Below are 24,143 nucleotides of genomic sequence, written 5' to 3' on the forward strand. Positions count from 1 at the left end.
GGTGTGTGCAAGTGGTCAGTCGCTTAACTTGGCGACATGCCAGATGTCGCTGGCGTATTGGGCAATGGTGCGGTCTGATGAAAACACCCCCATGCCCGCCACATTGCGAATGGCGCGCTGGCACCATTGCTCGGGCTGGCGGTAAAGCGCGTCCACCTGCGTCTGGGTGTCGACGTAAGAGGCGTAGTCGGCCAGCAGCATGTAGTGGTCGCCGCCCCACACCAGAGAATTGATCAAGGCGCTGTAGCGGCTGGGTTCATCCGGTGAAAACTGACCGCCAGCAATGGCATCGAGCACTGCTTTGAGGGCTGGGTTGCTGTCGTAGTAGTTCAAGGGGTGGTAGCCCGCCACCCTGAGGTCACGCACCTCAGGGGTTTTTAGGCCAAAGATGAAGATGTTTTCGTCACCCACGTTTTGCCGAATCTCGATGTTGGCCCCGTCGTCGGTGCCGATGGTGAGCGCGCCGTTGAGCGCCAGCTTCATGTTGCCGGTGCCGGAGGCTTCGGTGCCCGCGGTGGAGATTTGCTCTGACAAGTCTGCCCCGGGCATGATGATTTCAGCCACCGAGACGCCGTAGTTGGGGATGAACACCAGCTTGAGTTTGTCACCGACACGGGGGTCGTTGTTGATGGTCAGTCCAACATCGTGAATCAGGCGAATGATTGATTTGGCCGACTGGTAGCTGGAAGCAGCCTTGCCCGCAAAAATCACCGTACGTGGCACCCAGGGCGCATCGGGGTTGGCCAGAATGGCCTGGTAGCGGCCCACCACATGCAGCACATTGAGCAGTTGGCGCTTGTACTCATGAATGCGTTTGACCTGAACGTCAAACAGGCTGTCGGGGCTGACGGTGATGCCAGTGGTTTTTTCAATCAAGTGGGCCAGGCGCACTTTGTTGGCGCGCTTGATCGCCATGAATTTGTTTGCAAACTCATGGTTCTCCAGCTGAGCTTCCAGCCGTTTTAATTGGTCCAGGTCAGTTCGCCACATGGTTCCCAAGGTGTCATCAAGCAGCTTGGACAGCCCTGGATTGGCCTGTGCCAGCCAGCGCCGTGGCGTCACGCCGTTGGTCATGTTGGTGAAGCGCTTGGGCCAGAGTGATGCAAAGTCGGCAAAGATGGTGTGCACCAACAGCTCGGAGTGCAAGGCTGACACACCGTTGACCTGGTGGCTACCCACCACCGAGAGGTGAGCCATGCGCACGCGACGCTCGCCGTTTTCGTCAATCAAGGACAGGCGTTTCAAAAACTCATGGTCTGCGGGGCGAAAGCGCGCGGCCAGGTCCAGAAACTCTTTGTTGATGCGAAAAATGATTTCCATGTGGCGCGGCAACACCTGCTGCATCAGCGACACCGGCCACGTTTCCAGCGCTTCGGGCATCAGGGTGTGGTTGGTGTACGAGAAGGTTTTGCCGCACAGCACCCAGGCATGATCCCAATTGAAACCGTGCTCGTCACACAAAATACGCATCAACTCGGCCACGCCAATGGCCGGGTGCGTGTCGTTGAGGTGAATCGCCACGTGCTCAGCCAGGTTGTCCAGCGAGGGGTGTTCGTCGAGGTGGCGCTTGATCAAATCCTGCATGGAGGCTGCCACAAAGAAATACTCTTGCTTGAGGCGCAGCTCACGGCCCGCGGGCGTGCTGTCGTTGGGGTACAGGACCCAGGAGATGTTCTCAAACTCGTTTTTGGTGCTGGCCGCCCGTGCGTAGTCGCCGGTGTTGAATGCACCCAGGTCAAAGTGCTCGGGCGCCACTGCCTTCCACAGGCGCAGGGTGCTCACTTTGTCGGTGCCGTGGCCGGGCACCACCATGTCATAGGCTTTGGCGGCCACTTCAGCGCAGTGCTGCCAGACTGCCACGTCATTTTTGTGCGTCACCCAGCCGCCAAAACGCACCGGGTAGGTGATGTCAGCGCGTGGAAACTCCCAGGGTGTGCCGTCTTGCAGCCATGAATCGGGGTATTCCACCTGGCTACCGCTTTGAATTTCCTGGGCAAACATGCCGTATTCGTAACGGATGCCGTAACCAAACGAAGGCAAACCCAGCGTGGCCATGGAGTCCAGAAAACACGCCGCCAGCCGACCCAAGCCGCCGTTGCCCAACGCAGCATCACGCTCCAGGCTGGCAATGTCTTCAAGGGCTTGGGCGTGTTGTGCCAAACCTGTGGCAGCGCCGTCGGTCAGGTTCAAGGCCGCCAGCGCGTTGGACAGGCTGCGGCCCATCAAGAATTCCATCGACAAATACACCACCCGGCGGGCCTTTTGCTGGCGCTCCTGCGCCTGCGTGTCCACCCAGCGCTTGGACAGCTGGGCGCGGGCTACCTGCGCGGTGGCCTGCATCAGGTCGCAGGGTGTGGCGCGCTCTGGCGCCACGCCAACGGTGTGAAGTAGGTGGGCGTTGATTTGTTCAGGAAGCGGGAAGGCAATGGGGGTGGCGGAAACGTTCAATTGGGTTCCTTCGGTCGGAGGCAAATGGGAGTTAACCCCTATTTTGCACGTCAATGTAAGCCTACTTTACTGCGCGGTTACCGCGATGGGTTGCCGGTTTTTTGCGCGTCCCTATAATCGCGGCCATTCCGAGGAGCGTTGCAGCTCACGCCAGGGTTTAAAAACCAGGCGCTGAGTGAGGCTCGGAACCCGCTGCGACACCTTGTCCAGCGTTTCACAACGGCGCTCACCCACAGCAGGTGAGGTGAGATTTTTCCGCCTTGCGTGCCGTGGTTGTCACCTTAACCTTCTGGAGTGAACCATGAGCGCTGCATCCAAAACCGCAAAAACTGTCAAAACGGCAAAAATCGATCAAACCACTGATTTCTTGATTGCCGACATCGCCCTGGCCGCCTGGGGCCGCAAAGAACTTAACATTGCCGAGACCGAAATGCCCGGCCTGATGGCCATCCGCGAAGAATTTGCCAGCGACCAGCCACTCAAAGGCGCGCGCATCACTGGTAGCCTACACATGACCATTCAAACGGCTGTGCTGGTGGAAACCCTGCAAGCCCTGGGCGCGCAAGTGCGGTGGGCGTCGTGCAATATCTACTCGACGCAAGACCACGCGGCCGCTGCACTGGCGGCCACAGGCACGCCGGTGTTTGCCTACAAAGGCGAAACCCTGACCGATTACTGGGACTACACCCACCGCATTTTTGAATTTGGTGGCAAAAAAGGCACGGCTCTTGAGGGCCCCAACATGATTTTGGACGATGGCGGTGACGCCACGTTGTTGATGCACCTGGGCACCAAGGCCGAGAAAAATGCCAAGCTGCTCGACAACCCCGGCAGCGAAGAAGAAACCTGTTTGTTTGCCGCCATCAAGGCCAAGCTGGCCCTTGACCCCACCTGGTACAGCCGCCGCATCAAGCACATCATTGGTGTCACCGAAGAAACCACCACGGGCGTGCTGCGTCTGAACGAAATGTCGGCCAAGGGCGAGCTGCTGTTGCGCGCCATCAATGTCAACGACTCCGTCACCAAGAGCAAGTTTGACAACCTGTACGGCTGCCGTGAATCTTTGGTGGATGGCATCAAGCGCGCCACCGACGTGATGATCGCCGGCAAGGTGGCCGTGGTGGCGGGCTACGGCGACGTGGGCAAGGGCTGCGCCCAAGCCTTGCGGGCGCTTTCCGCCCAGGTCTGGGTGACCGAGGTTGACCCGATCAACGCACTGCAAGCGGCCATGGAAGGCTTCAAAGTGGTCACCATGGAATACGCGGCCGACAAGTGTGACATTTTTGTCTCTGCCACGGGCAACCTCAATGTGATCACCTACAAACACATGGCGGCCATGAAAGACCAGGCCATTGTTTGCAACATTGGGCACTTTGACAATGAAATCGACGTGGCGTCGCTGTCCAAGTGCAAGTGGGAAGAGATCAAGCCGCAAGTGGACCACGTGATCTTCCCGGCCAAGGGCAAAACGCCAGCCAAACGCATCATTTTGTTGGCCAAGGGTCGCCTGGTGAATCTGGGTTGTGGCACCGGCCACCCCAGCTTTGTCATGAGCGCCAGCTTTGCCAACCAGACCATTGCGCAGATTGAGCTGTTCACCAAGCCCAAGGAGTACAAAGTTGGCCAGGTCTACGTGTTGCCCAAACACCTGGACGAAAAAGTGGCGCGTCTGCACCTGAAAAAAGTTGGTGCGCAATTGTCCGAACTGACCGATGAGCAAGCCGCCTACATTGGTGTGAGCAAGAACGGCCCGTATAAGGCTGACTCTTACCGCTATTGAGACGCGCCAGCTGATTTGTCATTGCGGGCCTGGCCCGCAATCCATGAATTTCTAAAGTAACTAAAAATGACGAACTTGAATCATGCGCATTGACCAATTGTTGGTGCAGCGCGGCCTTGCCAGCACCCGCTCCCAGGCTCAGCGCCTGATCACCGGGGGCGTGCAATGGCAACAGGCGGGCATCTGGAGTCGTGTCACCAAAAATGGCGACAACGTGCCCGAAGATGCCGAGTTGCAGTTGCTTGACGACTCTGAGGCGCGTTATGTGTCGCGCGGTGGCCTCAAGCTTGAGGCAGCCCTGAAGCAGGTCGGCTTGTCTGTGGACGGCTTGCAGTGCCTGGATGTGGGGCAAAGCACCGGTGGTTTCACCGACTGCCTGTTGCAACAAGGTGCCAAATTTGTCGTGGGTGTGGACGTGGGCAGTGCCCAGTTGCACCCCAAGCTGCATGCCGACCCACGGGTGCTGTGTGTGGAAAGCTTGAACGCTCGCTCGCTGGATGCTTCAGATTTGGTAGCTGCTTACGCAGACAGCATAGGCGATGGCGGTCAGTTTGATGCAGAAGATGAAGACGACGAAGATGACCGGCTTGATGACGCAGCGGATTCAGCAGAGACGGACACGGATTCAGACGACGCAGACGCAACAAGGCGCGCTGATGCAGAGCAAGACGCCCAGGCCAGTTTTGAGGCCGCGTTTGTCCCTGAATTTGACGTGATCGTGGCGGATCTGTCGTTCATTTCGCAAACGCTGGTGTTGCCCGCCGTGGTGCCGCTGCTCAAGGCCGGCGGTACGTTGCTGACTTTGGTCAAGCCGCAGTTTGAACTGCAGCCGGGCCAGGTGGCCAAGGGCGGAATCGTGAAAGACCCAGCCATGTACCCCATTGTTGAACAACGCCTGCGCGAAGCCTGTGAAGACCTGGGGTTGAAAGTGACCCACTGGTTTGACTCGCCCATCACCGGTGGCGACGGCAACCGTGAGTTTTTCATCTGCGCCACCAAAGCCTGAACCTACTGAAGAAGCAAGCCATGACTTCCAACGCACGTTTTCCTGTCAGCATCGAATTTTTTCCGCCTAAAACACCTGAAGGCGTCGAAAAATTGCGCACCGTGCGCCAGCAGTTGTATGCGCTTCAGCCCGAGTTTTGCTCGGTGACTTTTGGCGCGGGCGGCTCGACGCAAGAAGGCACGTTCAACACGGTGCGCGACATCCTGGCAGAGGGCGTCAGTGCGGCCTCACATTTCTCGTGCATTGGTGCCACGCGAGCCGGCGTGCGCGAGCAATTGGCCACGCTCAAAGCCATGGGCGTGAAACGTCTGGTGGCGCTGCGCGGTGACCTGCCCAGCGGGTATGGCACCGGTGGCGAGTTTCATTACGCCAGCGACCTGGTGGCCTTCATTCGCGCTGAAATGCCTGACGACTTTCACATTGAGGTGGCGGCTTACCCCGAAATTCACCCGCAAGCCAAGTCACCTGAATCGGACTTGAAGGCTTTTGCTGCCAAGGTGCAGGCCGGGGCCAATTCGGCCATCACTCAGTACTTTTACAACTCGGACGCTTACTTTCGTTTTGTCGAAGATGCCGATGCGCTGGGCGTGCAGATTCCGGTGGTGCCGGGGATCATGCCGATTGCCAGCTCGTCGCAGCTGATGCGTTTCAGCGATGCCTGTGGTGCCGAGATTCCGCGCTGGATTCGCCTACGCCTGCAGGGCTTTGGTGACGATACCGCATCCATCAAGGCGTTTGGGCTGGATGTGGTGACTGACCTTTGTGAGCAGCTGCGCGCTGGGGGAGCGCCTGGCCTGCATTTTTACAGCATGAACCAGAGTGCGGCGACCCTGGAGATTTGCCAGCGGCTAGCCCTTTGATATCAATTCGATAGCAGTTAACGCTTTCTGCATAAGGGCTACAGCCTGCTAGCGCCCGTAAACATCCTCAAACCGCACAATGTCGTCCTCACCCAAGTAAGAGCCCGACTGCACCTCAATCATCTCCAGCGCCACACAGCCCGGGTTTTCCAGCCGGTGGGTGGTGCCCAGGGGGATGAAGGTGGACTGGTTTTCTGACAACAAAAAGGCTTTCTCGCCACAGGTCACGCGGGCTGTGCCGCTCACCACAATCCAGTGCTCGGCGCGGTGGTGGTGCATTTGCAGGCTGAGTGTGCCGCCCGGTTTGACCACAATCCGCTTAACCTGAAAGCGTTCACCCGCATCCACGCCGTCGTACCAGCCCCAGGGGCGAAACACTTTGCGGTGGATGCTGCCCTCAGGGCGGCCTTTGGCCTTGAGCGCGTCGACGATTTTTTTGACGTCCTGGGTTTTGTCTTTGTGCGACACCAGAATGGCGTCCGCGGTTTCCACCACCACCAGATCACTCACGCCCACGCAGGCAATCAGGCGGCCTTCGGACAGTGCCAGGGTGTTCTCGCAATCATGCAGCAGCACGTCGCCCTGGGTCACGTTGCCGCGGGCGTCTTTGGGCAGCACTTGCCACAAGGCATCCCAGGCGCCCACATCAGACCAGCCAGCGCTCAGGGGCAGCACCACACCCGCAGGCAGCGTGGCGCTGCTTGGGTTGGCACCGCTGGCAATGCGCTCCATCACGGCGTAGTCAATTGAGTCGCTTGGGCATTGGGCAAAGGCCTCTTTGCCCACGCGCACGAATTCGCCGTCGGTCTGGCCCTGTTCCCAAGCGGTTTGGCAGGCTGCCAGAATATCTGGCCGGCACACGCCCATGGCGCTCAGCCATACGCTGGCGCGCATCATGAACAAGCCGCTGTTCCAGGAGTAGCTGCCCTCACTCAGGTACGACTGGGCTGTGGCCAGGTCGGGTTTTTCCACAAAGCGGGCAATCATGCGTGCATCAGCGTCGTCTGCGGCACCATATGTTTCACCGGCTTGGATGTAGCCGTAGCCGGTTTCAGGGGCATCCGGCGTGATGCCAAAGGTCACAACGGCGCCGTTGGCTGCCAGCGCCGCACCCGCGCTCACCACCTTTTGAAACGCGGTCACATCGGTGATCACATGGTCGGCCGGCATCACCAGCAATACCGGATCTGCAGCATTTTTAATAGCTGCTAGCGCAGCAATGGTAAGGGCTGGCGCGGTATTTCTTCCGCAAGGTTCAAGCACCACGGTACCGCTTTGACCGAGCAGGCGCAGTTGCTCGGCAATCACAAAGCGGTATTCCTCGTTGCACACCACCATGGGTGGCGCCAGATCCGCGTCCGGGATGCCCTGCACGCGACGCACCGTGGCTTGTAACAGCGAATCGTCGCCGATCAGACTGAGCAATTGTTTGGGGTATTTTTCACGCGAGAGCGGCCACAAGCGTGTGCCGGAGCCGCCGGATAAAACCACGGGCTGGATCAAAACGGTAGAAGTCATGGTGAAGATCGGTTGGGGTAGAAGGAAGGGCGCAAGGGGCGGGCGCTGGCAGTCAGATCGATCAAGTGATGGTTTGACTCGGCTCAGGCGCGGGCATCGCCCCAGCGCAGTTGGGCGGTATCGTCACCCCGGTACAGGGTTTCGCCGCGGCGGTCGACACAGTAGTTGGGCGACACGATCATCTCGAAGAAACTCATGTCGGCCGGGATGCGCGTGTACTCAAACAAGATGCTGCGCACCACTTTGGCCCCGGTGCGCAAGTGGCTGCCGTGGCCAATCCAGGCCGGTCCGGTGATGGTCACGCCGGGCTCAATGCGCACGTTAGAGCCGATGTACACCGGCCCTTCAATCTTCACCTGGTCCCACGCCACCGAGGTGTTCAGGCCAACCCAGACGCCGGGTTTGATCTGTTTGCCAGGCATGAGCATCTGCGGCACTTCGCCACGCAGCACACGCTGCAGTACCGTCCAGTAGTCGCTGACGCGGCCAATGTCGATCCAGTTGAAAAAGCGGTCTTGCACATAAAACGGCAGCTTTTGCTCGACAAGTTGCGGGAACAACTGCGAGCCAATGTCATAGACCTGACGTGAGGGCACCAGGTCAAGCACTTCCGGCTCAAAGATGTAAATGCCGGTGCTGGCCAGGGTGGATTTGGCCTCGGCAGGTTTTGGCTTTTCCTGGAACGACTCAATGTGCTTGTCTTCATCCGCCACCACAATGCCGTAGGCTTGCACGTCTTCGGGCGGCACATTGAGTGCGATCACGCTGGCCAGCGCACCCTTGTTTTTATGCTCCTGCAGGGCCGCTGTGATGTCCAGGTCAATCAGCGCATCGGCACACAGCACCAGCGTGGTTTCATCAAAAAAACCGCCAAAGTCCTGGATGCGGCGCATGCCACCGGCGGATCCCATGGGGCGCGGCAAGATGTCGCCATGGTCACGCACCCCTTCGTAGGAGTAGCCCAGTTGCACGCCCCAGCGGCTGCCGTCGCCAAAATACTGCTCGATCTTGTGGTGCAGAAACGCCACGTTGACCATGATTTCGGTGATGCCATGGCGCGCCAAGTGCTCAATCAGGTATTCCATCACCGGCTTGCCCAGAATGGGCACCATCGGCTTGGGCAAATCTTTGGTCAGTGGGCGAACCCGTGTGCCTTGGCCGGCGGCCAGAATCATGCCTTTAGCCATGGTGATGTTTACTCGTTGTCATTGGTTCAGCTCCCGCGCAATACCTGTCAGAAACCGGCATTTTGCCATGCTCATCACGCTGGGCTGCTGCCAGGCAATGGCTGAGTCAGACGGGGCTTGGCGCGTCTGAAATCAGGCGTAACGCTTGCTGCGCAGGTTGTTTTTCATCTCGCGCAACAGGGGTTGCAGTTTGTCGCCGCCAATGCGCAGGGCCACGCAAGTGGCCAGAATGTCGATGATCATCAGGTGCAACAGGCGCGACACCATGGGGCTGTAGCGGTCATAACCTTCAGGGTGGTCGGCTGCCACATGGATGTTGCCGGCGGAGGCCAAGGGTGAGCCGCTGGCCGTGATGACGATGGTGGTGGCGCCGTTTTTGCGCGCAATGTCGGTTGAATCCATCAAGTCACGGGTGCGACCTGAGTTACTGATCACCACCACACAGTCGCCCGGTTGCAACAGGGAGGCGCTCATCACCTGCATGTGGCCGTCGCTGTAGGCCACGCCGTTGATGCCTAATCGAAAGAACTTGTGTTGCGCATCTTGTGCCACCACGCCGGAGTTGCCAACGCCAAAAAATTCGATGCGTCGACCCGCTTTGTAAGCAGCCACCAGCGCATCCACAGCTTTCTCTATGGCGCTGGCTGAAGCGTCATTGCGGTACTTCAAAAAGGCCGCCACCGTGTTGTCGATGACCTTGACCATGATGTCGCTGGTTTTGTCGTCCACGTCCACGCTGCGGTGGATGAACGGCACACCTTCACTCACGCTGCCGGCCAGTTTGAGTTTGAAATCACTCAAGCCGTCGTAGCCGACGCTGCGGCAAAAACGCACCACGGTGGGCTTGCTCACATGGGCCCGGTCGGCCAGCTCGCTGACGGGTTGAAGGGCAAAGCTGCGCGGATCAGCCAGCACCAGCTTGGCCACGCGTTGCTCGGCGGGGGCGAGGGACGGCAGGGAGGCTTTGATGCGGTCTAGCATTCTTCAGCCCAGCAAAAACCATCGCGGGCGATCATGGCGCTGGTGGCGCTTGGGCCCCAGGTTCCGGCCGCGTAGGGCCGTGGGCCTTGTGCGTCTGCTTTCCAGTAGGTCAGCATGGGCTCGACCCAGCGCCAGGCTTCTTCCTGCTCGTCGCTGCGCACAAACAGGTTCAGACGTCCGTCAATCACGTCCAGCAGCAGTCGCTCATAGGCGCCGACGCGCTCGCCGCCAAAGCGTTTGTCAAAGTCCAGATCGAGTTGCACCGGCGCCAAAATGTTGGAGTTCTGACGTTTGTCCTGGGCTTGTGCCAGCAGGTGCAGCTCCAGCCCGTCTTTGGGTTGCAGGTTGATCACCAGCCGGTTGGCATCGCCCATCTGGGAGTTAAAGATGGCGTGCGGTGTGGGTCTGAAGTTCACCACAATGCGCGCGTCACGTCCGGCCAGACGCTTGCCGGTGCGGATGTAAAACGGCACGCCGGCCCAGCGCCAGTTAGAGATTTCGGTGCGCAGCGCGACAAAGGTTTCGGTGTTGCTGGCCGGGTTCACCCCGAGCTCTTCACGGTAGCCCGGCACCGCCGCGCCGCCAATGGCACCGGCAGCGTATTGACCACGAATCACGTCTTGCGCCAGGGTCTCGGCTGTCCAGGGCTTGAGTGAGCGCAGCACCTTGAGCTTTTCGTCACGAATCGCATCGGCGTGTGAGTTGATGGGCGGCTCCATGCCAATCGCGCACAGCAGTTGCAGGGCGTGGTTTTGCACCATGTCGCGCAGGGCGCCGGTGGTCTCGTAAAACCCACCACGCTTTTCTACACCCAGCTCTTCGGCAATGGTGATCTGGATGTTGGCAATGTGCTCACGCCGCCACAATGGCTCAAACAGGGCATTGCCAAAGCGCAGCGCAAACAGGTTTTGCACGGCCGGTTTGCCCAGGTAATGGTCAATGCGAAAGACCTGTTTTTCGCTGAACACCTGGGCCACGCTGTGGTTGATGGCTCGGTTGCTGGCCAGGTCATGGCCTAGCGGCTTTTCAAGCACCACGCGGGTCTGCGGCGTGTTCAGGCCAGCGGCGGCGAGCTGTTCGACGATGGTGGTGAACAGCGTCGGGGCAGTGGCCAGATACATCACCACGGTGTCGGCAGGGCGTTGCGCCAGCTTGTCTTTCAGGTAAGCGTAATGCTCAGGCTTGGACAAGTCCATGCTGACAAATTCCAGCAGGCTGGAAAAACGCTCAAACTCATCCGCGCTGGGGCGTTTGGCGAGATCCACCTCCTCGAAACGGCTAAGGATCAGGGCGCGGTAGCGTTCGTCACTGAGGTCATCACGACCCACACCGATGATGCGAGCCCCTTCGGGCAGCGTGCCATGTTTGAAAGCCTGAAACAGGGCTGGCATCAGTTTGCGCCAGGACAAGTCGCCGGTGCCGCCAAAGAGAACAAGGTCAAAACTCATGTGTCTGAATGAATAAAGTGGTCTGAAAAATTTGAATCGGTAATGTAACTTAGTTTCATGTGTTTTGAAAAATTTGGTAACCAAGGCAAGTGGTTTGATCCAGCGCAAGCATGGCGTTTTCCCGCTACCTGCCGGGCCTGCCGCGGGGTAAGCTCTGGCGTGTTCTAGCAATCGCCCGGGCGTTTATTGGCCGGGTACTACAGGAGAAGTCATGAAGAAGTTGTTCGTTGTGTCGGTTCTGGCTGCCGCCAGTGGGTTTGTGCAAGCGCAAACCGTGAATGTGATTTGCTCAGTACAGGCTGAGTGGTGCAACATGATTGGCACGGTGTATGCAAAAACCACCGGCACCAAAATCAATATCTCCATGAAGGGTTCGGGCGAGGCGCTGGCCCAGTTGATCGCTGAAAAAGACAACCCCAAAACCGATATCTGGTTTGGTGGCACGGGCGACCCACATCTGCAAGCGGCTGAATCTGGCCTGTCGTTGGAGTACAAGTCAACGGCCTTGCCACAATTGCAGGCCTGGGCGCAGCAACAGGCTCAACAGTCGGGTTACAAAACCGTTGGTATCTATTCCGGCCCGCTGGGTTTTGGCTACAACACCGAACTGCTGGCGAAGAAAAAACTGCCCATTCCCAAGACCTGGAACGACCTGCTTAACCCAGCCCTCAAGGGCGAAATTCAGGTCGCCAACCCAGCTTCTAGCGGTACCGCGTACACCATGGTCGCCACCCTGGTGCAGATGATGGGCGAAGACCAGGCCTTTGAGTACATGAAAAAGCTGCACAAGAACATCAGCCAGTACACCCGCAGTGGTACCGGCCCCATCAAGGCGGCAGCGCGTGGTGAAACCACCGTGTCGATCAGTTTTGTGCATGACGCACCCGGCGAAAAAATGAACGGTTTCCCGGTGGATGCCATCACGCCCACCGATGGCACGGGTGCCGAGATTGGCTCCATGAGCATCATCAAGGGGGCACGCAATCTGGAGGCCGCCAAGAAGTTTTACGAATGGGCGCTGACCCCGGCGGCGCAGGAAATGGCGGCTGCGGCCAAGCAGTTTCAGGTGCCGTCGAACAAGGGCGCAAAGGTTGACAAGAGCGTGCCTGACTTCAAGAAGATCAAGTTTATCAACTATGACTACGCCAAGTACGGCGCGTCTGCCGAGCGCAAACGCCTGATTGCGAAGTGGGAAAAAGAAGTGAATTCGTTGCCGCGTTAATCGGTGAACAAGAACCCCAATCTTCCCATCCGCCTGTGGCTCATCACCGGCCTGCTGGCCTACCTGGTGCTGCCCTGGTACGCCATTCAGGACACGGCTTGGTACAGCGTGCTGCCCCAAATATTGGGTGGCACCGAGACCGCCAATGGCCTGTTGCAGGCGCTGCTTTATGGACGCATCTGGCTTGCGCTGGGCCTGGTCGGCTTGGCTGTGGCCGGCGTGGCCATGTTTGTGCCGCCGGGCAGGCCGCAGAGCAACTGGTTGTTGGCAGGTGGACTGGTGGGGTTTCTTGGACTGCTGTTGAGTGGCTTCATGATTGGTTCAAAGGGTTGGTCATTTGCCTTCTTGAACGAACAGTATGGCGAGCTGGCAGTCAACCAATTTGGTATTGGCATCGGGGCCTTCATCGCCTTGCTGGCTTTGGTGATGCTCACCGCCTTTGGTGTGGCACGTCGGGGTTATTTCAAGGGCGACTTGTTCATAGCCAGCGCGGTGCTGGGCTGCTCGGTGCTGCTCTTGTTGTTCATTGCCTTCCCCGTCACCAAAGCCTTGTATGGGGCTTTTTTGAACGAAGAAGGGCAGTGGGCCTTCTCTGCCATTTTTGAGCGCATTGGCCATGAGCGCGTCTGGGGGCTGAATTGCCTGGTGGGTGGGGTACGCTGCGGTGTCGCCTGGAACACCTTGTTTTTGGCACTTTTGACCGCCACCGGCACTGTGATCATGGGCACGATGATGGCGCTGTTGGCCGAGCGCAGCGCCGGGCCACGGGTGCAAACACCCTTGCGTGTCGTGGCGCTGCTGCCCATCATCACGCCGCCGTTTGTTGTTGGACTTGGGTTGATTTTGCTGTTTGGCCGTGCCGGTGTGGTGAACCAGTTTCTGGAATACGCGTTCGACATCCAGCCGACCCGCTGGTTTTACGGCCTGTTTGGTATCTGGATCGCCCAGCTGTTTGCCTTCACACCGATTGCCTTCATGATCATGCGCGGCGTGGTGCAGGGCGTGGCCCCCAGCATGGAAGAAGCCGCGCAAACGCTGCGGGCGAATCGCCTGCAAACTTTTATGACTGTGACCTTGCCGCTGCTGAAACCCGGTTTGGCCAATGCCTTCCTGGTGGGCTTCATTGAAAGCATTGCCGATTTTGGCAACCCGGTGGTGGTGGGAGGGCAGTATTCGGTGCTGTCCACCGACATCTTTTTTGCCATTGTGGGGGCGCAGTATGACCAGGGTCGCGCGGCCTCACTGGCCTGGATCTTGACCATATTCGCTCTGCTGGTGTTCGCGCTACAGCGTGGGTTGTTGGGCAAACAAAACTACACCACCGTCAGCGGCAAGGGCGACGCGGGCATTTCGATGGCGCTGCCCGATGGTGTGCGGCGCGTGCTCAATGCCGTGGTGTATCCGTGGTTGATGTTCACCGTGGTGGTCTACCTGTTTGCCTTTGCCGGTGGTTTTGTGCAAACCTGGGGGCGCGACTACACCCTGACACTGGCGCACTTCAAAACCGCTTTTGGTCTGGAATGGGGCGACTTTGGTCTGGTTTGGGCCGGTACCGCATGGAACTCGTTTTTCACCACCATCAAGCTGGCCGGAATTTCCGCGCCCATCACTGCCGCCATTGGCTTGCTGATTGCCTACCTGCTGGCGCGCACCGAGTTTCGTGGCCAGGGCTGGTTTGAGTTCATTGCCTTGCTGGCCTTCGCCATACCCGGCACCGTGCTGGGGGTGAGCTACATCCTCGCCTTCAATGTGCCACCGGTGGAGCTGACCGGCACCGGGCTGATCATTGTGCTGTGCTTCATGTTTCGCAACCTGCCGGTGGGTGTGCGGGCGGGTACGGCGGCGTTCAAGCAATTGGACAAGTCGCTGGACGAAGCCTCGCTGATGCTGCGTGCCTCTACCTTCCAGACGCTGCGCCATGTGGTGTTGCCGCTGCTCAAACCCGCGCTGGTGGCAGCGCTGGTCTACAGCTTTGTGCGCGCCATGACCACGGTGAGCGCGGTGATTTTTCTGGTCACCGCCGAGAACGAGTTGGCCACCACCTACATCATTGGTCGCGTCGGTAATGGCGACTACGGCGTGGCGCTGGCCTATTGCACGGTGCTGATCATTTTGATGTCGGCCTCCATTGCGTTGATCCAGTTTCTGGTGGGCGAACGCAAACTCGGGCGGCGCAAAACCGGTGTGCTCATCCAGCCCATTGCGGCGCATTGAAAATAGAAGAGAACCCCATGAACCACGGCGTTGAATTCAAGAACATCACCAAGCGCTACGGCACTGACACCTGTGCCCCGCTGGTGATCAAAGGCGTGAATTTTGAGATTGAAAAGGGCTCACTCACCACCATTCTGGGCCCATCCGGCTGTGGCAAAACCACCGTTCTGCGCATGATTGCCGGGCTGGAAACCCCCACCAGTGGTCAGATCATCATGGACGGCAAAGATGTCACAACACTTGGGCCCGCAGACCGAAACGTCAGCATGATGTTTCAGAGCTACGCACTTTTCCCGCACATGAACGTGCTGGAAAACGTGATGTACGGCCTGAAGATGTCGGGCATCGAGAAGGGCGAGGCCACCCGGCGCGCGGTGGAAACCTTAGGCAATGTTGGCTTGGTGGGGTATGACGACCGCCTGCCCAGCGAACTCTCAGGCGGCCAGCAACAACGCGTGGCACTGGCCCGAGCCTTGGTGCTGGAGCCCGGTGTGCTCTTGTTTGACGAGCCTTTGAGCAACCTCGACGCACGCCTGCGCCGTGACATGCGCGAAGAAATCCGCAGCCTGCAGCAGCGCTTGCACCTGACCGTGGCATATGTGACGCATGACCAAAGCGAGGCGCTCGCCGTGAGCGACCAGATCATCGTGATGGACGACGGCCTGATTGCCCAGCGTGGCACGCCGCAAGACATGTACGAGCGCCCGGGCAGCGAGTTCGTGGCCGGTTTCATGGGCGAGGCCATGCTGTTCCCCGGTGTGGCAGATGGCGCGGGCGTGGTGCATTTGGGGCCGCTGTCGGTCACCTCGCGCACGGCGGTGGCAGCAGGTCAGGTCAAGGTGGCGGTGCGGCCAGAGGCCTGGCATATCCACCGCGATGGCAGTGGCCTGGCTGCCAAACTGCTCAAGCTGGCGTACCTGGGCAGTTTTTTTGAATACACCTTTGAGACCGCTCTGGGCCCGATCTTTGTGGTGTCGCCAGACCTCACTGATGTGCTTGGTTTGGGTAGCCAGGTCGGGCTGACGCTGGCGGACCACGGGGTGTCTGTGGTGGCGGCTGTGTAACGTCAGATGCTTCATATTTAATAGCTACTAGCGCAATAAGAATAAAGGCTACAGGCCAATATTGCTTGAATTCTTCGGGAAAGTGTCAAGCTATTAGCCAATTGTGACAAATCAGTAGTGTCCCAACGTTCTTCAGAGGAGAGGGAGCTGATTTGACTCGAAATCCGAATCGGAATTTTTCGATGGGGGCGTAAGCAGTTGATTTATTGGGATATTTTCAAACATGGACAGACTCAGGATTTGTAGAATTTCGTACAGACTGTGATCATCAAGATGCAGGCGTTTCTTTGCGATGGCAATGAGCAAATATGTCGATATGGCAATCCATATCTGCGTCTTGACGGCGTTCTCGCTGGTGCCAAAGAACACCTTGATGCGCAAGTGCTGCTTGATCCACTTGAAGAACAACTCCACCTGCCAGCGTTGGCGGTAAAGATCGGCAATCAGCTCGGGCTTCAAGCTGAAATTGTTGGTCAAAAACACCAGCCGTTTTCCACTGTCGTCCTTGACCACCACCCGGCGCATGGTCGCGGGGTAATCCTTGCTCGACTGATAGGTTGTCAGCACGCCAGTCTGATCGCACAGCACTGCAGTACCCAAGCGGTCCACCGGATGCGAGTAACGTCGCTTGAACTTGGTGTTGCTCTTGGCACGAGTCACAAAGAAGGCTTGCGCCTCGTGAATCACGAACAACCTTGCGAAGTCCAGGTAGCCCCGATCCATCAGGTAAAACGCGCCCGGCTCCAGCACCAGATCGTCCATCACATTGACCTCGTGCGTCTTGCCGTCGGTGATGTGAATGAAACTGGGGATATTGCCCCTCAAATCCAGCAGCGTGTGCAGCTTGATGGCCGCCTTGGTCGAACGAAATGGCGCCCAGGCAAACACCGACAGGCACAGGTCGATGGTGCTGGCGTCGAACGCGTAAACCGCCGCGTCGAGTTCCAGCCCGAATGGCTCCGTGGCATACAACGGACGTGCCAAACCAATCAGGTGTTGTGCGAAGTCGGCGTAGATTTGCCACGGGCGTGTCGCGTTCGCATTGGCCAGTGTGTTGCGCGAAATCGTCTGACAACGAAAGCCCATGTGATACAGCCGACGTCCCTGAGCGCGAAGGTTGACTTCGATGTCGCGCAAGGACTCGCGGTAGGTCAACTGTGCAAACGCCATGGCGAAGAATTGATCCAGACAAGAGAAGTCCTTGACCTTGTATTCGCCGTTGTGATCGGCCACACAGCGACGAAACGTGCTCAGTGGAAGGTAGAGCATGAGTTGCGCAAATACGAGCGTGCCTTGGTGCATGACGGTTTGGGGCGGGAATCCGCAAAAAGCCGCCAGTCTGACGCGCCACGACGTTCAAATCGAGACCAGACTCAAATACCAAATTTGACAAGTAAATCATTAACTTACGACGTTCCGATCAGACAACGTTGGGACACTACTGGTGACAAATAGCTGCACAATACTGTTTTTATAAACAGTACGTTGAGGCGATGCCGTGCCTTGTGTTGCAGATTCATCACCCATCGTGGCCGCAGGGGGTGGCCCCACTTACGCCGAGTTGCATTGCCGCAGCAACTTCAGTTTTGGCGCGGGTGCGTCTGGCCCGGAAGAACTGGTGGCGCGTGCCCATGCACTGGGGTACAGCGCGTTGGCCATCACCGATGAGTGTTCGGTGTCAGGCATGGTGCGGGCTCATACCGAAGCCAAAAAACATGGCCTGAAGCTGTTGCCTGGGGCTGAATTTGTGGTGTCGCTGTCGCAGGGCTTGAGTTTCACCGTCATTGCCTTGGTGCATGACCTCAATGGCTGGGGTGACTTGTGTGAGTTCATCACCTTGGCCCGGCGCAGTGCCCCCAAAGGGCAGTATCAGGTGCGCTGGGGTGATGACAGTTGGCAAAAACTACGCGGCTGCGAGGTGCTTTTGGTGTTGCCAGATACTATTGATGTAATAGCTGCTTGCGCAATATCTGTAAGGGCTAGAGGCCAATTTGGCATAAATGTTTGGTTGGGTGTTGAATTGCTGCTGGGGCCGGCTGACGCCTTGCAACTGCAGCACCTGCAACATATCTCAAAGCGAACTGGTGTGCCCCTGGTGGCGGCTGGTGGCGTGCTGATGCACGTGCGCTCACGAAAACCCTTGCAAGATGTGCTAGCGGCCGTGCGTCTGGGGCAACCGGTGGCGCAGTGCGGCTTGACCCTGCAAGCCAACGCCGAAGCGCACCTGCGCAGCCGTGCGCGCCTGAGTGCCATCTACCCGCCCGAACTGCTGGCCAACACGCTGAATGTGGCGTCAAGATGCAACTTCAGCCTGGACGAATTGCGTTACCAATACCCACGTGAGGCTGTGCTGCCCGGCCTGAGCCCGAGTCAAACCCTGCGTCAGTACACCTTTGAGGGGGCCACCAAACGCTACCCGCATGGCGTGCCGACAAGCGTGCAGCAGCAACTTGAACATGAGTTGACGCTGATTGCCGAGCTGCAATATGAGATGTATTTTTTGACCGTGCACGACATCGTGGCTTTTGCCAGAGGCCATGGCATCTTGTGCCAGGGGCGCGGCTCGGCGGCGAACTCGGCAGTGTGTTACTGCCTGGGCATCACCGAGGTGGACCCGACGCGTTCCAGCGTGCTGTTTGAGCGCTTTATCTCCAGAGAACGCGACGAGCCGCCCGACATTGATGTTGACTTTGAGCACCAGCGACGCGAAGAAGTCATTCAGTACATCTACGCCAAATACGGCCGTGACCGGGCTGCACTTACGGCCGTGGCCATCAGCTACCGCCCACGCAGTGCCTTGCGGGATGTAGGCCGTGCGCTGGGCGTGCCGGAGGTGTTGATCACCGCCATGTCACGCAAGCACCCTGGCATGTACAGCCGGGCCGTGCTGGCCGAGCGGCTGCAAGCGGCGCTGGCGCGGGTAGATGAGGCGGCAGCGATGCCACATGAGTCTGGCAGACAGAAGACGGCCCTTCAAAATACCAGGGCTGTATTGCCATCTGAGGCAACCCTGCAGCAGTGGTTGGACTTGAGCCAGCAGTTGCAAGGTTTTCCGCGCCACCTGAGCCAGCATTCTGGCGGCTTTGTGCTTACGCGCGGGCCGTTGACGCGGCTGGTGCCGGTAGAAAACGCTGCCATGCCAGAGCGCAGCATCATCCAGTGGGACAAGGACGACCTGGATGCCATGGGCCTGCTGAAAGTGGATGTGCTGGCCCTTGGCATGCTCAGCGCCATTCGCCGCTGCCTGGCGCTGGTCAGCCAGCAGCGCGGCCAGTTGTTTCAGATGCAGGACATTCCGGCGGATGACCCCGAAACTTTTGACATGATCTGTGCCGCCGACACCGTGGGCGTGTTCCAGATCGAGAGCCGGGCGCAAATGAGCATGCTGCCGCGCCTGAAGCCCCGCTGTTTTTATGACCTGGTGGTCGAAGTCGCCATCGTGCGTCCCGGTCCGATTCAGGGCGGCATGGTGCACCCCTATCTGAAGGCGCGTGAGCACCCGGAACAGGTGAACTACGCCAGTCCGGCGCTCAAAGAGGCTTTGAAGCGCACCTTGGGCGTGCCGATTTTTCAGGAGCAGGTGATGCAGGTGGCCATGGCTGCCGCTGACTTCAGCCCCGGCGAGGCCGACCAATTGCGCCGCTCCATGGCCGCCTGGAAACGCAAGGGCGGCGTGCACAAGTTTTATGACCGGCTGGTGGGTGGCATGTTGAAGAATGGGTACACGGCCGAATTTGCCGAACAACTTTTCAAGCAAATCGAGGGTTTTGGCAAATATGGTTTTCCTGAAAGCCATGCCGCCAGCTTTGCTCTGCTGGTGTGGGCCAGTTGTTGGCTCAAGCGCCACGAGCCTGCCTGTTTTCTGGCAGCCATGCTTAATAGCCAGCCGCTGGGTTTCTATGCCCCGTCGCAACTGGTGCAAGACGCTAAAGCCCACGGTGTGCAAGTGTTGCCGGTGGACGTGTTGCACAGCCATTGGGACTGCACGCTGGAGGGGTGTGATAGCGGCGCCAACAAAACAGCAGCCGTACGTCTGGGCTTGCGCATGGTCAGCGGCCTGTCCGGGTCTGCCGCGCAGCAGATCGTCGCAGCAAGAACGCAAGAGCCCTTCACCAGCACCGAAAACCTGGCCCTGCGTGCCGGGCTTGATGCCGGTGACCTCAATGCCTTGGCCAGCGCTGATGCCTTGAAGTCCTTAAGCGGCCACCGCCGCCAGCAGGTGTGGGACGCCAGTGCCCTGCATCACGCGCCCCTGCTGCTGCGAGAGGCCCCGGTGAATGAGGCGTTTCTGGCCATGCCCTCAGCCGAAGAGGGCGAAGAAGTCATCAACGACTACGCCGCTATTGGCCTAACTTTACGCGCTCACCCCATGTCTTTATTGCGTGAGCAGCTATCAAAATTAAAGCTGATGACAGCGGCGAAATTGCTGGCGCTGCCCAGTGGGCGCTTGGTGCGTGCTTGCGGCATTGTTACCCTGCGCCAACGTCCGGGTACCGCCAAAGGCGTGACTTTTGTCACCCTGGAAGATGAAACCGGCACGGTGAATGTGATCGTCTGGAAAGCAGTTGCTGACCGCCAGCGTACTGAATTGCTGCACGCCAAGTTGCTGGCCGTGCATGGCACCTGGCAGCGCGACGAGGGCAGTGGCGGCCAGGTTTGCCACCTGATTGCCGGATTTTTGCGAGACCTGACGCCGCTGCTGGGCGGCCTGAGCGCGCCAAGTCGGGCGTTTCATTGAGGTCGATCTGGGCACCTGATGTCTGTTGCGCCAGCACACGCTCCGCGCCATCTGGTGCCATGCGTGCGACGTGGATAATTCGAGTTTTAAGTTACGCTTATCTTGCGGGTTTTTACCGCAACGCATCACCTCCACCATGTCGGCCGATTCAAGTCCTCGCCAAATTTTCAACCGGTCAAGCCTATTGGTGTTGTTGGTGTTTGTGCTTGCCGCCCTGACCAGCGCCGTCTGGATCTGGCAAACCGAGCGCAGCCGCCTGGCGAGTGCGCGGCTGGCGGCACAAGGGCTGGCGCAGGACCATGCGCGCGCTGTCAAGGAACAAGTTGACCGGGCGCTCTCGGCCACCTATGCCATGGCCGCGCTGGTGCAGCAAGGGCGCGGCAAGGTCGACCATTTTGATGAAGTGGCAGCCAAGATGGCACCGTTTTACCCCGGCGTGTCGGTGCTGCTGTTGGCCCCGGACGGGGTGATCCAAAACGCTTTTCCCCTCAAAGGCAATGAAAAAGCCATTGGCCTGGATTTGCTCAAAGACCCGATGATGGGGCGCGAGGCACGGTTGCCCGTGACAGTGGCAAGCTCACCCTGGCCGGGCCATTTGAGTTGATTCAAGGTGGTTTGGGGGCAGCCGCGCGTCTGCCGATCTTTCTTGACGATGCGCAAGGCCAGGCGAAATTCTGGGGTTTTGCCAATGTGGTGCTGCGCTTTCCCCAGACACTGGCCACAGCGCAGTTGCCCGCGTTGTCCACGCGTGGGCTCAATTTCCAGCTCTGGCGCATTCATCCCGACACTGGGAAAGTTCAGGTCATCGAAAGCTCGGGGACCGCAGCGTTGAGCGACCCGGTGAGGCAGAGCTTTGAAGTGCCCAACGGCCTGTGGACCCTGAGCGTGGCGCCGCAAAAGGGGTGGGGCGACCCGTTGGGGCTAGGTGCCAAAGTGGTGGCGGGTTTGTTGGTCTCGCTGCTGCTGGCTTACCTGGCCTGGCTGTTGCTGCGTCAGCGAGAGAATCGAACCAACCTTGAGACTTTGGTGGCGCAGCGCACCGCCGAAATCAGGGCTTCGAAGGCGCAACTTGCCGCCACGCTGGATGCCATTCCCGATTTGTTGTTTGAGATGGATCTGGAGGGGCGTTACCTCGCCTGCCACACGCCGCTTGTAGATTTGTTAGCGGCACCGGCTCCAGATTTGCTTGGCAAGACGGTGTCTCAGGTGTTGCCCAGCGCGGCGGCAGCCATCATTCTTGACGCCTTGCAATTGGCGCATCGCACCGGATTGACCCGCGGTCAGCAGATTGAATTGCCCCTGGCCGATCAGATCCGATGGTTCGAGCTGTCCATCGCCCGCAAGCCCGTTTTGACCGGTGAGGCGCCCCGTTTGATCGTGATCTCGCATGACATCACGGTGCGCAAACAAGCCGAGGAAGCTTTGTTGCGGCTGTCGCAGCTTTACGCCGCTCTGGGTGAATGCAGTCTGGCCGTGGTGCGCTGCACCAACCAGACCGAGCTGTTCTCGGAAATTTGTCGCCACGCTGTGCAACAGGGTGGCATGCGGGTGGCCTGGATTGGCATGGTTGAAGAGGTCACGCAAACGGTGCCACCGATTGCATCCTTTGGTCCATCCATGGAGGGTTTTTATGAAACGGTTCCCTCCATTGACCCGTCCATTGCAGCGGGGCAGGGTTTGGTGGGGACCGCCATTCGCGGCCAGCAACCGGTCTGGTGCCAGGATTACCTGAACGACCCCAGAACCACGCCGTGGCACACGCAAGGGGTGCGCTCTGGTTGGGGCGCCACCGCCGTGTTGCCGGTGTACCGCGGTGGCCAAGCCGTCGGCATATTTGCCGTCAGTGCAGGGCAGGCCCATGCATTTGACGATGCGGCACAGGGCTTACTGCTGAAAATTGTTGACAGCCTGAGCTTTGCGCTTGATAACTTTGAGCGCGAAACTTTGCGTCAGCAAGCCGAACGGTCGCTGCGTGAAGAAAGGGCTTTGTTCACTGGTGGGCCAGTCTGCGTGTTCTCGTGGCTTCACAACGGTGGCAGTCAGGTGTTATATGCCTCTGAGAACGTTCGTGGCATTCTGGGCTACAGCGCCGAAGAAATGCAGCAGCCGGGAGTTTCCTTTGATGGGTTGATTCACCCCGACGATCTTTCGCAGGTGAATGCACATTTTGATGAAGCTGTCAAAACGCGGCTGGCACAGATCGAGCAGTCCTACCGCTTGCGCCTGAAAGATGGCAGCTACCACTGGTTTTACGACTTCACCTGTTTCGCGTACGGGCCAGCGGGTGAATTGTTGCCGACGCGCGGTTACCTGTTTGACCAGAGTCGACTGAAACAGGCTGAGGAGCGAGTCCAGAAGTTGGCCTACTTCGATGCGCTCACAGGTTTGCCCAACCGCTCCCTGCTCAATGACCGCATTAGCCATGCCTTGACCGAGGCCGAGCGCCGGCATGAAACCTTGATTGTGATGTTTCTCGACCTTGACCATTTCAAGAACATCAACGACACGCTGGGCCACCGGGTGGGCGACGAACTGCTGGTGGCGCTGGCGCGACGCATGCAATTTGCCATTCGCGAGCAAGACACCGTGGCGCGCCTGGGCGGCGACGAGTTCATCTTGTTGTTGCCTGACACCGATGGCAATGGCGCAGCCCACGTGGCCGAGAAGTTGCTGTTTGCCATCAGCGAGCCGGTGCAAATCGCGCACCATGAATTAACAGTCACGCCATCGATCGGCATTGCCCAATACCCAAGCGATGGCGATGACATGGAGACCTTGTCCAAACACGCCGATGTGGCGATGTACCGCGCCAAGCAAGGCGGGCGCAACGGTTACCAGTTTTTCACCACCGAGATGCAAGCGCATTCGGCCCGATCACTGCAAATCGAGAATGCCCTGCGCCGCGCCTTGGAGCGTGACCAGTTTCAGGTGCATTACCAGCCCCAGTTGTCGCTTGCAACGGGTCAAATGATTGGTGTGGAAGCGCTGTTGCGCTGGCTGCACCCGGAGCTGGGCCAGGTGTCACCGGCTGAATTTATTCCGATTGCGGAAACCAGTGGCCAGATCCAGAAAATTGGCGAATGGGTGTTGCGCAAAGCCGCTACGCAAGCCAAACAATGGCTTGATCAGGGCTTGGGGCCAATGATGATGGCCGTCAATCTTTCGGCGGTGCAATTTCGTCACCCCGATTTGCCTGAGATGGTGGCTCAGGTTCTGGCGCAAACTCTGTTGCCACCAGCCTGTCTGGAGTTGGAGCTGACCGAAAGCACAGCGCTGCACGACCCCCTGGCGGCTATTGATGTGATGGAGAAACTGCATCGACAAGGTGTGCGTGTTGCGATTGATGACTTTGGCACCGGTTATTCGTCGCTGAGCTACCTCAAGCGGTTCAAGACATACAAGCTCAAGATTGACCAGTCGTTTGTGCAAGACATCACACATGATGCTGATGACTTGGCCATCGTCAACGCCGTCATCAGCATGGCGCGCAGCCTGGGGTTAGTCACCCTGGCCGAGGGTGTGGAAACCCAGGCCCAGCTTGATTTGCTGCGACTGCATGGCTGCGACGAGGCGCAAGGTTACCTATTCAGCAAGGCCTTGCCAGCGGCCGAGATACCAGAGTTTGTGCGCACACACATCAGCCACACTTGAGCGCCAAGCGCTTCTGCATCACATGC

The 24,143-nt window shown here is 58.7% G+C and carries 15 protein-coding genes and 1 riboswitch; of the genes, 9 read left to right on the forward strand and 6 right to left on the reverse strand.

Translation table 11 applies throughout. The annotated features are described in order from the left end of the window. Positions 1 to 15 precede the first annotated feature (15 nt). Positions 16 to 2,448 carry a glycogen/starch/alpha-glucan phosphorylase gene (locus tag PHQ58_RS03470; RefSeq protein WP_300106951.1) on the reverse strand — a complete coding sequence of 811 codons (2,433 nt, stop codon included), beginning with the start codon at positions 2,446 to 2,448 and terminating at the stop codon, positions 16 to 18. A gap of 124 nt (positions 2,449 to 2,572) precedes the next feature. Next, positions 2,573 to 2,683, forward strand: a riboswitch (S-adenosyl-L-homocysteine riboswitch). A gap of 66 nt (positions 2,684 to 2,749) precedes the next feature. Here PHQ58_RS03470 and ahcY point away from each other — a divergent pair. From ahcY to metF, 3 genes are all read left to right on the forward strand, one after another. Continuing rightward, the gene (ahcY, locus tag PHQ58_RS03475) at positions 2,750 to 4,228 is read left to right on the forward strand and encodes an adenosylhomocysteinase (protein WP_300106955.1); all 1,479 of its coding nucleotides are present in this window, start codon (positions 2,750 to 2,752) and stop codon (positions 4,226 to 4,228) included. A gap of 82 nt (positions 4,229 to 4,310) precedes the next feature. Next, complete coding sequence (locus PHQ58_RS03480) at positions 4,311 to 5,234, forward strand: TlyA family RNA methyltransferase (RefSeq protein ID WP_300106958.1); 924 nt, start codon at positions 4,311 to 4,313, stop codon at positions 5,232 to 5,234. Between the two features lie 20 nt (positions 5,235 to 5,254). Continuing rightward, a complete protein-coding gene (gene metF / locus PHQ58_RS03485) occupies positions 5,255 to 6,094 on the forward strand; it encodes a methylenetetrahydrofolate reductase [NAD(P)H] (RefSeq protein ID WP_300106960.1) in 840 nt (279 codons plus the stop codon). 48 nt (positions 6,095 to 6,142) lie between these two features. Here the strand turns inward: metF and PHQ58_RS03490 are convergent, their stop codons facing one another. The 4 genes from PHQ58_RS03490 to zwf form a co-directional block, all read right to left on the reverse strand. Then, positions 6,143 to 7,612 (reverse strand): mannose-1-phosphate guanylyltransferase/mannose-6-phosphate isomerase, encoded by a 1,470-nt coding sequence (locus PHQ58_RS03490; RefSeq protein WP_300106962.1) that lies wholly within the window; start codon positions 7,610 to 7,612, stop codon positions 6,143 to 6,145. 83 nt (positions 7,613 to 7,695) lie between these two features. Next, positions 7,696 to 8,799, reverse strand: a complete 1,104-nt coding sequence (locus tag PHQ58_RS03495; protein ID WP_300106964.1) for an NDP-sugar synthase — start codon at positions 8,797 to 8,799, stop codon at positions 7,696 to 7,698. 132 nt (positions 8,800 to 8,931) lie between these two features. After that, complete coding sequence (locus tag PHQ58_RS03500) at positions 8,932 to 9,780, reverse strand: SIS domain-containing protein (RefSeq protein ID WP_300106967.1); 849 nt, start codon at positions 9,778 to 9,780, stop codon at positions 8,932 to 8,934. Next, the gene (gene zwf, locus PHQ58_RS03505) at positions 9,774 to 11,228 is read right to left on the reverse strand and encodes a glucose-6-phosphate dehydrogenase (RefSeq protein WP_300106970.1); all 1,455 of its coding nucleotides are present in this window, start codon (positions 11,226 to 11,228) and stop codon (positions 9,774 to 9,776) included. The genes PHQ58_RS03500 and zwf overlap by 7 nt, the downstream gene beginning before the upstream one ends. 211 nt (positions 11,229 to 11,439) lie before the next feature. On the opposite strand from zwf, the gene PHQ58_RS03510 reads away from it, so the two are divergent. From PHQ58_RS03510 to PHQ58_RS03520, 3 genes are read left to right on the forward strand one after another with little or no spacing between them, the layout of a single operon-like run. Then, a complete protein-coding gene (locus PHQ58_RS03510) occupies positions 11,440 to 12,450 on the forward strand; it encodes an ABC transporter substrate-binding protein (protein WP_300106972.1) in 1,011 nt (336 codons plus the stop codon). A gap of 3 nt (positions 12,451 to 12,453) precedes the next feature. Beyond that, a complete protein-coding gene (locus PHQ58_RS03515) occupies positions 12,454 to 14,664 on the forward strand; it encodes an iron ABC transporter permease (protein ID WP_300106975.1) in 2,211 nt (736 codons plus the stop codon). A gap of 17 nt (positions 14,665 to 14,681) precedes the next feature. Then, entirely contained in the window at positions 14,682 to 15,728 is a 1,047-nt protein-coding gene (locus PHQ58_RS03520) for an ABC transporter ATP-binding protein (RefSeq protein WP_300106977.1), read from the forward strand. Positions 15,729 to 15,860: 132 nt separating this feature from the next. On the opposite strand, the gene PHQ58_RS03525 is transcribed toward PHQ58_RS03520, so the two are convergent. Next, on the reverse strand, positions 15,861 to 17,030 hold the full coding sequence (locus PHQ58_RS03525) for an IS4 family transposase (protein WP_300106980.1): 1,170 nt from the start codon (positions 17,028 to 17,030) through the stop codon (positions 15,861 to 15,863). 196 nt (positions 17,031 to 17,226) lie between these two features. Between PHQ58_RS03525 and PHQ58_RS03530 the strand changes: the two genes are divergently transcribed. The 3 genes from PHQ58_RS03530 to PHQ58_RS03540 all read left to right on the forward strand — a co-directional run bounded on the left by PHQ58_RS03530 (position 17,227) and on the right by PHQ58_RS03540 (position 24,117). Beyond that, positions 17,227 to 20,466, forward strand: a complete 3,240-nt coding sequence (locus PHQ58_RS03530; RefSeq protein ID WP_300106983.1) for an error-prone DNA polymerase — start codon at positions 17,227 to 17,229, stop codon at positions 20,464 to 20,466. Between the two features lie 136 nt (positions 20,467 to 20,602). Continuing rightward, on the forward strand, positions 20,603 to 21,070 hold the full coding sequence (locus tag PHQ58_RS03535) for a hypothetical protein (RefSeq protein ID WP_300106985.1): 468 nt from the start codon (positions 20,603 to 20,605) through the stop codon (positions 21,068 to 21,070). Next, the gene (locus tag PHQ58_RS03540; RefSeq protein ID WP_300106988.1) at positions 21,067 to 24,117 is read left to right on the forward strand and encodes an EAL domain-containing protein; all 3,051 of its coding nucleotides are present in this window, start codon (positions 21,067 to 21,069) and stop codon (positions 24,115 to 24,117) included. Before PHQ58_RS03535 ends, PHQ58_RS03540 begins: the two co-directional genes overlap by 4 nt. Positions 24,118 to 24,143: the final 26 nt, after the last annotated feature.

Origin of the sequence: Rhodoferax sp. (assembly GCF_028688795.1) — a bacterium.
In the GTDB taxonomy this organism is placed as follows: Bacteria; Pseudomonadota; Gammaproteobacteria; order Burkholderiales; family Burkholderiaceae_C; genus Rhodoferax.